At 35.0% G+C, this 14,118-nt stretch carries 12 protein-coding genes; 7 read left to right on the top strand and 5 right to left on the bottom strand.

Annotated elements, in window-relative coordinates; genetic code table 11:
- The first annotated feature begins 242 nt into the window (after window positions 1-242).
- Window positions 243-2,015, top strand: coding sequence for a DNA mismatch repair protein (locus BXU11_RS14850; protein WP_078213111.1), 1,773 nt, complete (start codon window positions 243-245; stop codon window positions 2,013-2,015).
- A 269-nt stretch (window positions 2,016-2,284) separates the two neighbouring features.
- Here the strand turns inward: BXU11_RS14850 and dnaN are convergent, their stop codons facing one another.
- From dnaN to BXU11_RS14825, 5 genes are all read right to left on the bottom strand, one after another.
- Window positions 2,285-3,403, bottom strand: a complete 1,119-nt coding sequence (gene dnaN, locus BXU11_RS14845) for a DNA polymerase III subunit beta (protein ID WP_024980866.1) — start codon at window positions 3,401-3,403, stop codon at window positions 2,285-2,287.
- Between the two features lie 103 nt (window positions 3,404-3,506).
- Window positions 3,507-5,192, bottom strand: a complete 1,686-nt coding sequence (gene gldG / locus BXU11_RS14840) for a gliding motility-associated ABC transporter substrate-binding protein GldG (protein ID WP_078213110.1) — start codon at window positions 5,190-5,192, stop codon at window positions 3,507-3,509.
- Window positions 5,192-5,917, bottom strand: coding sequence for a gliding motility-associated ABC transporter permease subunit GldF (gldF, locus tag BXU11_RS14835; protein WP_024980864.1), 726 nt, complete (start codon window positions 5,915-5,917; stop codon window positions 5,192-5,194). The genes gldG and gldF overlap by 1 nt, the downstream gene beginning before the upstream one ends.
- 80 nt (window positions 5,918-5,997) lie before the next feature.
- Complete coding sequence (locus tag BXU11_RS14830; RefSeq protein ID WP_024980863.1) at window positions 5,998-6,294, bottom strand: putative quinol monooxygenase; 297 nt, start codon at window positions 6,292-6,294, stop codon at window positions 5,998-6,000.
- Between the two features lie 39 nt (window positions 6,295-6,333).
- On the bottom strand, window positions 6,334-7,161 hold the full coding sequence (locus BXU11_RS14825) for an S-adenosyl-l-methionine hydroxide adenosyltransferase family protein (protein ID WP_024980862.1): 828 nt from the start codon (window positions 7,159-7,161) through the stop codon (window positions 6,334-6,336).
- Window positions 7,162-7,268: 107 nt separating this feature from the next.
- On the opposite strand from BXU11_RS14825, the gene BXU11_RS14820 reads away from it, so the two are divergent.
- The 6 genes from BXU11_RS14820 to BXU11_RS14795 all read left to right on the top strand — a co-directional run bounded on the left by BXU11_RS14820 (window position 7,269) and on the right by BXU11_RS14795 (window position 14,063).
- A complete protein-coding gene (locus BXU11_RS14820) occupies window positions 7,269-8,219 on the top strand; it encodes a PhoH family protein (RefSeq protein WP_078213109.1) in 951 nt (316 codons plus the stop codon).
- Window positions 8,220-8,329: 110 nt separating this feature from the next.
- Window positions 8,330-8,836, top strand: coding sequence for a hypothetical protein (locus BXU11_RS14815; protein WP_139363519.1), 507 nt, complete (start codon window positions 8,330-8,332; stop codon window positions 8,834-8,836).
- A gap of 198 nt (window positions 8,837-9,034) precedes the next feature.
- A complete protein-coding gene (locus BXU11_RS14810; RefSeq protein ID WP_024980860.1) occupies window positions 9,035-9,850 on the top strand; it encodes a Cof-type HAD-IIB family hydrolase in 816 nt (271 codons plus the stop codon).
- 25 nt (window positions 9,851-9,875) lie between these two features.
- Window positions 9,876-10,487, top strand: a complete 612-nt coding sequence (locus BXU11_RS14805) for a hypothetical protein (protein ID WP_078213107.1) — start codon at window positions 9,876-9,878, stop codon at window positions 10,485-10,487.
- Window positions 10,488-10,671: 184 nt separating this feature from the next.
- Window positions 10,672-13,029: a prolyl oligopeptidase family serine peptidase gene (locus BXU11_RS14800; RefSeq protein WP_078213106.1), complete on the top strand. Its 2,358-nt coding sequence runs from the start codon at window positions 10,672-10,674 to the stop codon at window positions 13,027-13,029.
- An 83-nt stretch (window positions 13,030-13,112) separates the two neighbouring features.
- Window positions 13,113-14,063: a phosphoribosylaminoimidazolesuccinocarboxamide synthase gene (locus tag BXU11_RS14795; protein ID WP_024980857.1), complete on the top strand. Its 951-nt coding sequence runs from the start codon at window positions 13,113-13,115 to the stop codon at window positions 14,061-14,063.
- Window positions 14,064-14,118 lie beyond the last annotated feature (55 nt).

The following is a 14,118-nucleotide window of genomic DNA, read 5'->3' as shown; positions in this document are numbered from 1 at the left end:
CAATGGTAATCTTAGATTTTTAAATGATATTAGTGAAAGAAATTGATAGTGCATTGTACCCATGAATGATCGTTACAATTACAAGTATTCTCATTACTTTTTTTGTAATTGCTCAGTTTTCAAAACATACTCCATTCGAAGTTATTTGTAGATGCAGTCCTCAGAGCAATTCGTCTTTTTCCTTTTTCTTTCGTTTGATGTGGGTGAATCGCTTATATTTGCTTTTCATCTAACAGAAAAAAATGGAAATCTACATACAAAATAAAGCACATTTTGAAGCGCAAGTAAAGCAACTACAATTGCAATACAATCGGATCAGTTTGGGGCGCTTAGCAGCTGTTTTGGGAGTGATCGTGGCTATTTATGGTTATCAAAAAAGTGATAGTTTTGGTTTAGTTGTTTTAGGAAGTTTGTCGGTTGTAGCTTTTTTTGTACTGATGCGTTGGCACACTCGAATAGCGTATCAAAAGAAAATCACCGAAGCTTTAGTCGCAATCAATTCGGATGAAATTAATTTTTTAGAACGAAAAAGCATTCCTTTTGAAAACGGTATTGAATACAATGATTTTCATCATCCGTACGCGTACGATCTGGATATTTTTGGAGAGCAATCGTTGTTTCAAAGCTTGAATAGAACGGGCACTTTTATGGGTAAAAATACTTTAGCATCACATTTGTTAAAAATAAATACCGCTACTGCCATAGCTGAGACTCAAGAAGCAGTTAAAGAGTTACGCGACAAAATCGATTGGCGTCAGTCCTTTTTGGCGATAGCCAAAGTAGGCGGAGATAGTAAGGTACAGTATCAAAAGTTATTACGCTGGAGCATTTTTAATAGTGAAGCAGTTGGTAAAGTTGCCTTAGTGGTTGGTTATGTTGCTCCCGTGGTTCTTGCCGGATTGGCTATTGGATATGGCGTTACTTCGAGTTTGGTCTTAGCTAAGCTATTTGGTCTTATGTTCATGCTTAACTTGGCAATTTCTGGGCTGTTTTTAAAACGTATTTTAGCTGAAACAGCGCATTCTTCTGAAATTAATACAATTGTGTACAATTATAGTTTACTAATCGAAAAGATAGAAAACGAGACGTTTACTAGTACTAAGACCATAGAATTACAAAAGCAATTAGTACACGATAAGCAGCAAGTTAGCCAACAACTTAAGCAATTATCTGATTTGTTTGGTAAAATGGACAGCACGAGTAATTTTTTGACGGCTATTTTATTCAACGGTTTTTTCTTGTATAATATTCATGTTTTACATGGAATTGTTAACTGGAAAAAGCAACATGCTGCTCATTTAGAGCAAAGTTTGCAAGTGATTGGTGATTTTGAAATGTTGCATAGTTTAGCTAATTTTTCGTTCAATAATCCTGATTTTGCTTTTCCAGAATTGAATGCTACATATGAAATTGCTTTTGAAAACTTGAGCCATCCGTTATTGAATCCACAAACTAGAGTAGGGAATACGGTTACTTTTCGTCCCCAATCGTTTTTAATTTTAACAGGTTCTAACATGTCAGGCAAAAGCACCTTTTTACGAAGCTTAGGCGTCAATATGGTTTTGGCTGGAATGGGTGCGCCGGTTTGTGCTACAAAAGCATGTATACATCCTTTGCCTATCTTAGTTTCTATGCGATTATCGGATTCGTTATCGGATAGTGAGTCTTACTTTTTTGCAGAAATCAAACGTCTCAAACAAATCATGAATGGATTAGAAGAAAGTCCTGCTTTTGTTTTACTAGATGAAATTTTACGTGGTACCAATTCTGACGATAAGCGCAACGGAACAATAGAGGTGGTAAAAAAAGTAATTGGTAAGAAAGCGATTGGAGCTATTGCCACGCATGATATTGAAGTTTGCTTGACCACCAATGAGTTTCCACAGATTTTGGCTAACAAATGTTTTGAGGTCGAAATAAAGAATGATGAATTGTATTTTGATTATCAATTGCGTGATGGTATTTGTCAAAATAAAAGCGCGACCTTTTTAATGAAAAAAATGGACATCATCTAATAAAAGTTCCGGAGGAACGTTTCATTTTGTAGCATCGGATTTTAATCCGTTGAATTATTTTAATTGTTAGAGCGCTTCGTGTCTACTTTGTGAATCTTTGTGTTTGAATTTTTTTAGCAACAGATTTCAATCCGTTGGATTATTTATGGCAAAGCAGGCATGAAATGCAATCTTCTTTTTTGATTCAAAAAAAAAAATCCGTAAAACTGGTTAGGAATTACGGATTTGATAACAATAATTGGTTTTGGTTAGTTGTAAAAGGCGTTTAATTAGCTATTCAACATTACCGGCATTACTAGCATGGTCACTGTTTCGCCTTCTTCTAAACCGTCTACAGGAGTTAAAATTCCGGCGCGGTTAGGTAATGACATTTCAAGCATAATCATATCGGATTGTAAGTTGGTCAACATTTCGGTTAAGAAACGTGAGTTGTAGCCAATTTGCATGTCGTCTCCTTGGTAATCGCAAGTCAAACGCTCTTCGGCTTTGTTAGAATAGTCAATATCTTCAGCAGATACATTCAATTCGGCACCCGCAATTTTCAAACGGATTTGGTGGGTGGTTTTGTTAGAAAAAATTGCCACACGACGCACAGAGCTTAAAAACAAACTGCGATCAATTACTAATTTATTTGGGTTTTCTTTTGGAATAACCGCTTCGTAATTTGGATATTTTCCGTCGATTAAACGACACATTAAGTTATAATTATCGAACGAAAAAGTAGCATTGCTGTTGTTGTATTCTATTTTAACTTCGGCATCTGATGTGGATAAGATGTTTTTTAAAATAGTCAATGGTTTTTTGGGCATAATGAAATCAGCCACTTCTGAAGCGGTCACGTCGGTACGTGCATATTTTACTAATTTATGAGCATCGGTTGCAACAAAAATTAATCCTTCTGGAGAAAATTGAAAAAACACCCCAGACATTACTGGTCGTAAATCATCGTTTCCTGCTGCAAATATCGTTTTGCTGATAGCCGTAGCCAATACATCGGCAGGTACCAAGGTTACAGAAGGTTCGTCTAAATGTACAGCTTTTGGAAATTCATCGCCAGCAGCATAAGCCAGTGCATATTTTCCAGAGTTGGAACTTATTTCTATAGTACTGTTTTCTTCAACCGTAAAAGTTAAGGGTTGCTCAGGGAACGTTTTTAAAATTTCTAAAAGTAATTTGGCTGGTACGGCTACGCTACCTACGCTAGTAGAATCGATGGCTAACGATGCTGACATGGTGGTTTCTAAATCCGAAGCAGATACAGTCAATTGTGTATTGTCTAATTCAAATAAAAAATTATCTAAAATAGGCAAAGTATTGCTGCTGTTAATCACACTGCCTAATACTTGTAATTGTTTTAATAAGTACGAACTCGATACTATAAATTTCATGGGTATTGTTTTATTTTATTGGATTCTAAATTTCAACAGGCTAGAATACCTGATTACAAATATATTGTAAAGTAGTTTTACATTTACATTTTTTTATTAACACTTATCGGGCGTATTTTCGTTTGCGAAGATACACAAATAGTAATCCAAAAACGCCTAAAATTAAAATTGGAAGCCCAATAGTTTGGATTTGAATCGATGTATAATGGGAATATACTTTTTCTTTGTCTAGTAATGGAAGGTCTAAATCTTTACTACGAATGTTAATAAGTCCATTGTCGTCTAAGAGATAGTTGACGCTATTCATTAAAAAATCTTTGTTGTCGTATAAATTTCCACTACGCTGATCGTAACCTAGCTCGACAGGCATGTCATTTTTATCCAATTGATTGCGAACGATGTCACCATCCGAAACGATGATCATTTTAGTGGGTACACTTTGGTTTTTGAAATTAGATTGTTCAAAGCCTTTAATTCTATTTTCGAATACGGAATGAAACGTTCCTTCAAGTAAAACTGCCAAAGGAATGCCTCCTGTATTAGGATAATCAGCAGGGCTTGTAGTTTCTGAAACCATCGATAAATTAATAGCTGTTGGTGTTCCGATACGTTTGGAATACGGAGACGATTGTAATAAAACAGTTTTCTTAATGCCGTTTTTGAGTGTGTCAATTGAATTGGCAAAATCCAATTTAATACCTCCTAAGTTTTTTACAATGGGATGTTGGCTGGTTGGAGATACCAATGGTGCAAATTTCCAATTGAATTGTTGAAAACGTGTAGCGCTTCCAGGTTCGCCTGAGGCCAATTGTATGGGGCTACCTTGTTCGTCCTTTACTAGGTCCGGGTTGATGCGGAAGCCGTATTTGAAGAACATATCATTTAGATTCAAATCTCTTGGGAATGCCAAACTTGCTCCAGAGGGATTGTATAAACTATCCAATTCGGCTACCACTTGATCTACTAACCAAATGGTTTTTCCACCTTGCATCAAGTACTGATCTAGGACTTGTTTTTCATTTTCAGTAAACGCTTCGGTTGGTTTTGCAATGACGGTCAAATCAAATTCATGGAGAGACTGTAAACTACCATCTGGGTTTTTGGCAACAGAATCTAAAGTGAAAGGAGCAATAAAATAGCGATCTCTTACTTGTAATAAAAATTTAGCAATAAAAGCTTCTTTGAGTTCTCCATTACCTTTAATGATGGCTACTTTTTTCTGTTTGGCTTTCGTGATTTTATTAAAAGCTTCAGAAAAAGAATATTCTAGGTGCTGTACTGAACCAATGACTTTTTGTGTAGTAGAAGAACCCATTTGATTTTTTAGCAACGGGATAGCTACTTCTTTGCCGTCATAAGTAGCAATAGCCCACGGAAATACCATGGCTTGGGATTGTTTCCCTTTATCATCAACGGTTATGTTTATTGGAGTAAGTCCTCTTTTGTACAAGTCTTTGATGAGTTCAGTACTTTCGTCTGGATGGGCTAGAGGATCTACAAATTCAAAGACAATACTACTATTGTAGGCTTGAAATTCTTCTAGAATTTGTTTGGTTTCTTGTTGTAATCGCTTGAATTCAGCAGGTAAATCACCTTCCATATAGACCTTGATCGACATAGGGTCTTTCACTTCTTTTAAAATATTTAATGAAGTCGGTGATAAGGTGTAGCGTTTGTCTTTGGTTAAATCCAAACGATAAAATACAAGCGAACCAAGGAATTGTAGTACAAATAAAACAGCAAAAGTATAGAGTAAGCGAGTTAAATGGCTTTTTTTAATAGTTTTCATTACGCTTTAAAAGATTTTAAATTAAAAACGGTACACGTTAGGAATACAATAGTGATGTTTACAAAATACAGAATATCTCTAGTGTCCAACACACCACGACTCATACTTTTATAATGGTTTTGCATGCCAACTACTGTGATCCACGAACTCCAATTTCCAAGAGCCGAAGCTAATCCTTCAAAACCAAAATAAAACACGAAACATAAAAGGACTGCAATAATAAAAGCAACAATTTGGTTTTCAGAAAGTGTGGAGGTAAATACACCAATAGCTGTGTAACCAGCCGCTAAGAATAGCAAGCCAACATACGATCCAATTGTGCTCCCCATATCAATGTTTCCTTCCGGAAAACCTAAAGTGGAAATGATATACACGTAGAGAAAAGTAGGTACAATTGCTATTACAATTAGCAGTAGCGACCCAAAGAATTTTCCACAGGCTATTTCCCAAATGCTTAGTGGTTTGGTTAATAATAATTCTAAAGTACCTTGTTTTTTCTCGTCCGAAAAACTGCGCATGGTTACGGCCGGAATTAAAAAAAGTAAAATCCAAGGCGCTAATGTGAAGAAAGGGGTCATGTCGGCAAAGCCAGAATTCAGGATATTGTAGTCGCCTTCAAATACCCAAAGGAATAATCCGTTAAGCAGCAGGAATAAAGCAATAACCAAATAGCCCACAGGGGAACCAAAAAAGGATTTTATTTCTCTTAGTATGATTGATTTCATTTTTATAATTCAGTTTCAATTTATATGATGCGATATTTGTTTAAGTTGAAAACCTAGAGTCTTTATGAATTGTACTAGTTTTACACCAAGCTTTCTAATTTATGGACACTCCAGGCTTCGGGTTTGGCATTGAAGAGTTTTTTGGTGTCGGTCCAAACGTCATTAAAAAAAGCCGATTGTCTATAATTTTCTAAATCCGATGCGGTTTCCCAATAGCTGTAGGTGAAAAAGATATTCGGATTGGCTTGGTCTTGATACAATTCTAACAAACAATTGCCCGGTGTGTTTCTGATTTGGTGTTTTATGGACTCAAAATTCTCTAAAAAAGTAGTAATATGTTCAGGAAGAAAACTCAATTTTACGATTCGTACCAACATTTAAAATGACTTTTGAATGATTATTAATTTTATTCTGACTTAGGTAAATTGAATAGTTATAGGATCTCTATAATTGAGCCCCAATAAGCTATTGGCAGAACCCACTTTTGAGGGGTTGCTTCTGAAAATGGCAATTTCTAAATACCCAGCTTCGTTGAATAGGGCTAACTTTTCTCCCTCATAATATTTCATGGGATATTTACCAGAGGCGGCAATGGCCGAATAGGATGGGAGTATTGTCTTGATACTTTTTGATTTTAATAAAATTTCAAAATTACGCCCTTTGGCTGTTTCATTAAATTGTTTTTTGCTGATGTTGGAAACCACGTTACCAAAATGATCGATATACATAACTGAACCGGTTAGGCGATCTCCTTTGTCATTCAAAGTGACTTGCATTTCAGTAACCTCTTTCAAGGATTGGATTTCTTTGCCAATTACATTCAATAAGCCTCCTTTGGCTAAATGACAAGCGACTTGAACAAAAACATCTAGGTCTGTGGCGCCGTGATGCAATCGGTCATGAATGGTTATAGCAACTATTTTTTGGGGGACTATTTTTTGACATAATAAACTTAAAATACCATTATCAGCAGCTACAAAAAAATGATCATTCCATTGCATAGCAATATGCTGATTTTCATTGTTTAATTCTATATCAACCCCAATTAGGTGAACTGTTCCTTTTGGAAAGTTTGCGTAGGCGGCGTTTATTATATAACTCGCCTCCACAGTGTTGAAAGGATCTATTTCATGCGAAATATCAATAATTGTAAGATCAGGATTTGTCGATACTATCTTACCCTTAAGGGCGCCTACAAAGTAGTCCTTTAAGCCGTAATCGGTAGTAAGAGTAATTATTGACATAATTTTGTTTATAACTATTTCAGGTAATTTTAAGCTATTTTGCTTAAATTTGAGATATGCAAAGCTACTAATTTCAGCTATTATTTTTAATTAAAAACTACTCCATTTTGAACGAAAGAACCATCGAGCTTGTTGATATTGCTCCAAAAGATTTTTGGGGCACTCAAGATACTCATCTTGAAATGATTAAGAAATATTATCCCAAGTTAAAAATAGTGGCACGTGGCTCTACCTTAAAAGCTTTTGGCGAAAAAGAAGTGTTGGATGAATTTGAAAAGCAGTTCCAGCGCCTCATGTTGCATTTTACCAGATATAATACTATCGATTTGAATGTAATTGAGCGAGTGATTATGAATGATGCTCAGGATAATCGCAAAGTATTGGACTATGATAAAATTCTAGTGCATGGTGTTGGTGGCAAAATCATCAAAGCCATGACACCCAACCAACAATTGTTGGTAGATACCTTGAACAAAAACGACATGGTGTTTGCTGTAGGTCCAGCAGGAACTGGAAAAACCTATACTGGAGTAGCCATGGCAGTAAAAGCCTTAAAAGAAAAGCAAGTCAAAAAAATTATCCTTACCCGTCCCGCAGTTGAAGCAGGAGAAAATCTTGGTTTCTTGCCCGGTGACATGAAAGAGAAACTAGATCCTTACATGCAGCCACTGTATGACGCGCTTAGAGATATGATCCCCAATGAAAAACTTGAAGATCTAATCACCAAAGGGATTATACAAATTGCACCCTTAGCCTTCATGCGCGGTAGAACTTTAGATCATGCTTTTGTGATTTTAGATGAAGCGCAAAACACCACGCACTCTCAAATGAAGATGTTCCTAACTCGAATGGGAAAATGCGCTAAATTTATGATTACTGGTGATCCAGGACAAGTCGATTTGCCTAGAAGGACGATTTCTGGACTTAAAGAAGCTTTATTAGTTTTGAAAGATATAGAAGGAATAGGAATTATTTATTTGGATGACAAGGATATTGTACGTCATCGATTGGTGAAGAAAGTAATCGATGCCTACAAGCAAATCGAGAATAATGATTAAAACCATATTATTTAGTAATATAAGCAGAAAGTTATGTGTAATGCCAAACCAAAATTATGCTAGAAAAAATTGCCCGAGACATTTGCTTAATTAAATACCGAAAATTTCCATTGAGAGTTTTTGAAAAAGATGAGGAAATATCTTTTTATCCGGAAATATATTCTCATAATTGGTTTGAATTGGAATACAAATCAGATGCTGGTCTAACTAAAATATTATCAGCAGAACTTTCCAAACTTTATGAAAATCTGAAAGTTGAAAATGTAATTTTTTTTGGAGATTATAACAGAAATTGGATTTCAAAATTTACTGAAGAAAGAAAAGATTATAAGGCGTTAATTGATTCCGTGGCTTATTTCAAACATCACAAAGTTGGAAAACGTTTCAATGGTGCTGTAAAAGTAAGTACAGCAGAACTGTCCGAATTTATTAAACATTTCTTTGTTTTAACAAGATGCGACGGAGAGTTTGCCTATTATTATTTTTTAGACGAAAAGGAAAACTTATTGGGTTTTATTCACTACTCTGGAGAAGTTCGATTTGAGATTTTGAATCAGAAAACGGAAAAAATGTTTGTTGAAGAAATAAAGAAAACTAAATTCATACTGAAAAAATAGGCACTAAACAGAACAGCTACAACGGATTTGGGCAATAGGCTTAATGGAAAAATGGTTTTGTATTTGGATGTTTAGTGATAACCGAAAAATAAATCTTAATTTAGTTCCAAACTCGCTGTAATACCAGAAAGTTAGGCGAACAGTTCGTTTTTCTTTTTGCTTTTATTTTTTTAAATTGTACAAAAAAGAAGATAGCACATGAAGTTTGAAGATCACACTATAAAAGTAATTGTTTCTGATTTAGACGGCACACTCTTAAATGAGAACCATAAAATCTCACCCTATACCAAAAGCGTTTTTACAAAATTACATCTTGAAGGTTACACGATTATTATCGCAACTGGTCGTCATCATTTGGATGCTAAAGCGATTGTTTGTGATTTAGAGATCCCTTTTTATTTAGTGACTTCCAATGGAGCACGAATTCATTGTCCTGAAGAAGAACTTATTTTTGCTTACAACATTAAAAGTGAAATAATTGAAGCTGTTTTTGAATTGGATATTGATCCATCAATTACTTCGGTTTTATTTAAAGAAAAAGAATGGTTGACTTCTAAAACAAACAATAAAATCAATAGTTTTCAACGAGACGCTTCTTATCCGCCTAGGGTCGTTGACTTTAAAACAATTACTGATTATAGTGCCATCAAACTTTTTTTTACTCATGATCAACATGAAGTTTTAGTAACTCTCAAAGACAAAATATTAGAACATCACTCCGATAAATTATGCCATGCTTTTAGTTTGCCTTTTTGCTTAGAATTTATGGATACATCTGTTGATAAAAGCGTGGCTATCGCTAAAATTTTAGATAGGGAAGGTTTTTCTTTTCAAAATACTATGGCCTTTGGAGACGGATTTAATGACGAAAGAATGTTGGCCTCCGTGCAAAAAGGGTTGATTATGAAAAACGCACCCGATACTTTAAAAGATAAGTTAGGACAGCTCGAAGTTATTGGGTCGAATAAAGAAGATGCGGTAGCTAATTATCTAATGAACCATTTCGATATTTAATATTAATCTTTAAAAAAAAAACAGTATGAAAGATCTTTGGAACGATTTAAAAAACAACGCAATTGCAGGTGTTTTATTTCTTTTACCCCTTTATGTTTTAATGATTATTTTTCAAAAAGTATTTGGCGCTTTTGCAAAATTTGGTAGTGGAATGGCCAAGTATTTTGGTTTAGAAACTATTTTAGGAAAAAATATGGCAAACGTTTTTGGGGTCATTTTATTGATTGCTTTTCTTGTAGTTTGTGGTTTTTTGGTTCGTCTTAGTTTTTTTAAACGAATTAGTGATACCATAGATAATAACTTGAGAATTTATTTACCAGGCTACGAAAAACATAAGGAGTTAGCGAAACAAAAACTTATTAAAGAAGAAAAAAAAGACGAAGTGGTTCCAGTTGTTCCACCGAAAATCCCTATTTTGTTTATGCAAAATGATTCTTGGATACCGGCTTTTCTTCAAGAAAAAAATGAAAATGGAGAAGCAGTGGTGTATGTATTAGATCCCAATACTAATTTGAAATCTGTTTTTTATCTCACGACAACTGATAAGATCAAAATTTTAAATAATGTTTCTGAAACCGAGTTATTGCAATCCATCAGTAATAACGGCCAAGGATTTCTCGAACTATTAAATAAATAAAAACGTTACTTTTACCTCTTTTTAAGGCCTTACCTCAGAACAATCTGAGGTAGTTTTAGTTTTTATTTTGATTAAAATTTCTCTAATAAATAGCTTTAGTCCAGTGTATTAGTATTCTGCTATTCATGTCGTTATTAATGATAACAAAACAATAACTCAAAAAAAATAATTTCAAACAATACCTATGCTTCAAACCAAATTTCCCTATTTTTTACTGTTAGTTTCCTTTTTTGGATTCAGCCAATCACTTAAGTTAGAAGAAATCATGAAAGGAAATGATTTCATTGGCTGGCAACCCGAAAATCCTCGTTGGTCAGTAGATGGCCAAAAAGTTTTTTTTGAATGGAATCCTAATAAAGAATGGGGAGCAAGTACGTATTTTTGGCAAAAAGGAGCCACAGCACCAAAATTGGCTACACCTGAAGAAGCTGCGTTCTCTCGATACAATATCAAAATCAACAAGAGTGGTACTGTCGGCTATTATAGCAACAAAGGCGCTATTTTTTCTTATAGTATTAAAGATAAAGTGACCAAAAAAATATATGCTACTACTGCTTCTATCACTAATTTAGAGTTAGGAAGTAAAGAAGGAGTTTTGTTTTTTGGGCAAAATGATAACTTGATGCAGTTGGATACAAAAGCAGGAACGTTACTTCAGATGACTAATTTTAAAAAAGGAATTTCAAAACCCAAAAAGGAAGAAGAAAAAGCATTTTTAAAAACACAACAAACCGAGTTATTTCAATTTATTAGAGACCAAGAAGCCAAAAAGAAATGGAACGCTGAAAGAGCCAAAGCCATAAAATCGGATTTTCCAAAGGAATATTGGTATGGTGAGGATAATTTGGAGGCTTTTAAAATGAACCCAAATGGTCAATATGCTACTTTCAGACTAACCGAGGAAGCTAAAACGAAAAGCGAAAAAATGGAAGTGTTTATCACTGCCGACGGATACAACCAATCACCTGAGACTAAAGAAAAAGTGTCTGTCAAAAACCTAGTCAATTCAAAAATGGGGATTTATAATGTAGCCAAAGACACGGTTTACATGATTAATTTTTCAAAATTATCACATATAAAAGACCAACCAGAATATTATGCGTTATATGATAATCTGAAAAAGAAAGACAAAGAAGAAAAGTTAATTATTGCGCAAGACCCAGTCTACAACGAAACGGGTTCCTTTGCGGTGGTAGAAATCCGAAGCCAAGACAACAAAGAGCGTTGGTTGGTGAATCTGAATCTAGAAAACGGTACTTTCGAAGAAATAGACCACCAACATGACGAGGCTTGGATTGGAGGACCTGGCATTCCTTCCTATTCATTTGGTTCGGGTAATTTGGGCTTTTTGTATGACAATGAAACCATTTATTTCCAATCTGAAGCTACGGGTTTTTCTCATTTGTATACCTATAATTTGAAGACAAAAAAGAAAACACAAGTAACAACTGGCAAATGGGAAGTTCGTGACGTTACCTTGTCAAAAGATAAGAAAACATTCTATTTGTCGACCAATACTACGCATCCTGGAAATCGTGAGTTTTATAAATTGAATGTCAATGATACCGTTCTGCAACCAATATTGACTGCCGATGGAGCGCATGAAGTAAGCATGTCTCCTGATGAAACGACATTATTGGTTCGTTATTCTTATAAAGACAAACCTTGGGAATTATATGTGGCGCCTAATATAAAAAACGCAAAACTTAGTCCTATTACAAGTTCTACTACCGAAGCTTTCAGAAGCTACAAATGGAGAAAACCAGAAGTGATTACCTATAAAGCACAAGATGGTGCTACCGTTTATGCAAGAGTGTACCAGCCAGAAGAAACTAAAGCAAATAAAGCAGCAGTAATTTTTGTACATGGTGCTGGGTATTTGCAAAATGCTCACAATTATTGGAGTAATTATCATAGAGAATACATGTTCCATAACTTGTTGACGGATTTAGGTTATACCGTACTAGATATTGACTACAGAGGTAGTGATGGGTATGGAAGAGAGGTAAGAACGGGTATTTATCGTTTTATGGGAGGAAAAGACCTTTCAGATCATATAGATGGAAAAAAAGTATTAGTAGACAAATACGGAATTGACCCAAACAGGGTAGGGATTTATGGTGGATCGTATGGAGGTTTTATTACTTTGATGGCGATGCTAACGACTCCAAAAGAGTTTGCTTCAGGAGCAGCTTTGCGTTCTGTAACCGATTGGGCACATTACAATCATGGCTATACGGGTAATATTTTGAATTTCCCTGAAACGGATCCTATTTCGTTTCAGAAAAGTTCTCCAATATATTACGCAGATAAATTGGAAGGAAATCTGTTAATGCTTCACGGAATGGTTGATGACAATGTAGAGTACAAAGATATTGTTCGTATTTCTCAACGTTTTATCGAACTAGGAAAGAAGAATTGGAGCTTGGCTTCATTTCCAGTAGAAGCTCATGGCTTTAGAGAGACTTATTCTTGGATAGACGAATACAGTAGAATTTTACAATTGTTCGAATCAACCATCGGAAAAAAAGAGACCAAGTAAATTATACCAACGCTTTTCTTTGCTTGCTCCTAGAAATAGTTTTAAATTTGCGATCTTAAAAAAAACACACAACTAACAACACAATGAGTACAACGATTACGACTACCAATTTTAATTTTCCGAATCAAAAATCCGTTTATCGCGGTAAAGTTCGTGAAGTTTACAATATCAATGATGATCTTTTAGTAATGGTCGCTACAGATAGACTCTCAGCCTTTGATGTAGTGTTGCCAAAAGGTATTCCATACAAAGGACAGATTCTGAATCAAATTGCTACTAAGTTTATGGAATTGACTAAAGACATTGTTCCAAATTGGTTAGTGGCTACTCCAGATCCAAGTGTGGCTGTTGGTCATTTGTGTACTCCTTTCAAAGTAGAAATGGTAATCCGTGGATATCTTTCGGGGCATGCGGCTCGTGAATATGCTTTGGGAAAAAGAACACTTTGCGGAGTAGCAATGCCAGAAGGCCTAAAGGAAAATGATAAATTTCCTGAACCTATAATTACACCAACTACCAAAGCGGATAATGGTGAACACGATGCTGATATTTCGAGAGAAGCTATTTTATCAAACGGTATCGTGACCGAGGAAGATTATGTAGTACTTGAAAAGTATACTCGTGCTTTGTTCCAAAGAGGTACTGAAATTGCAGCAAGTCGTGGTTTGATTTTGGTAGATACTAAATATGAATTTGGTAAAACTAAAGAGGGACAAATCGTTTTAATAGATGAAATTCATACGCCAGATTCTTCTCGTTACTTTTATGCTGAAGGCTACCAAGAAAGACAGGAAAAGGGGGAAGAGCAAAAGCAATTATCTAAAGAGTTTGTGCGTCGTTGGTTGATTGAAAATGGTTTTCAAGGTAAGGAAGGACAGCAAATCCCAGAAATGACAGAGGAATACATCGAATCAGTTTCTGATCGTTATATTGAATTGTATGAAAATATAATTGGCGAAAAGTTTGTGAAAGCTGATATTACAAATATTAATGAACGTATCGAAAACAATGTTTTGGAGTATTTAAAAGGATAAAACGATACTAAAACATATTCTTTAAAACCTCATGCTATGAAAATAGTATGAGGTT

Origin of the sequence: Flavobacterium sp. LM5, from assembly GCF_002017945.1 — a bacterium.
GTDB classification, from domain to species: Bacteria; Bacteroidota; Bacteroidia; order Flavobacteriales; family Flavobacteriaceae; genus Flavobacterium; species Flavobacterium succinicans.
The sequence above is the reverse complement of the archived record's forward strand: the minus strand, read 5'-3'. Positions and strand labels throughout refer to the sequence as shown.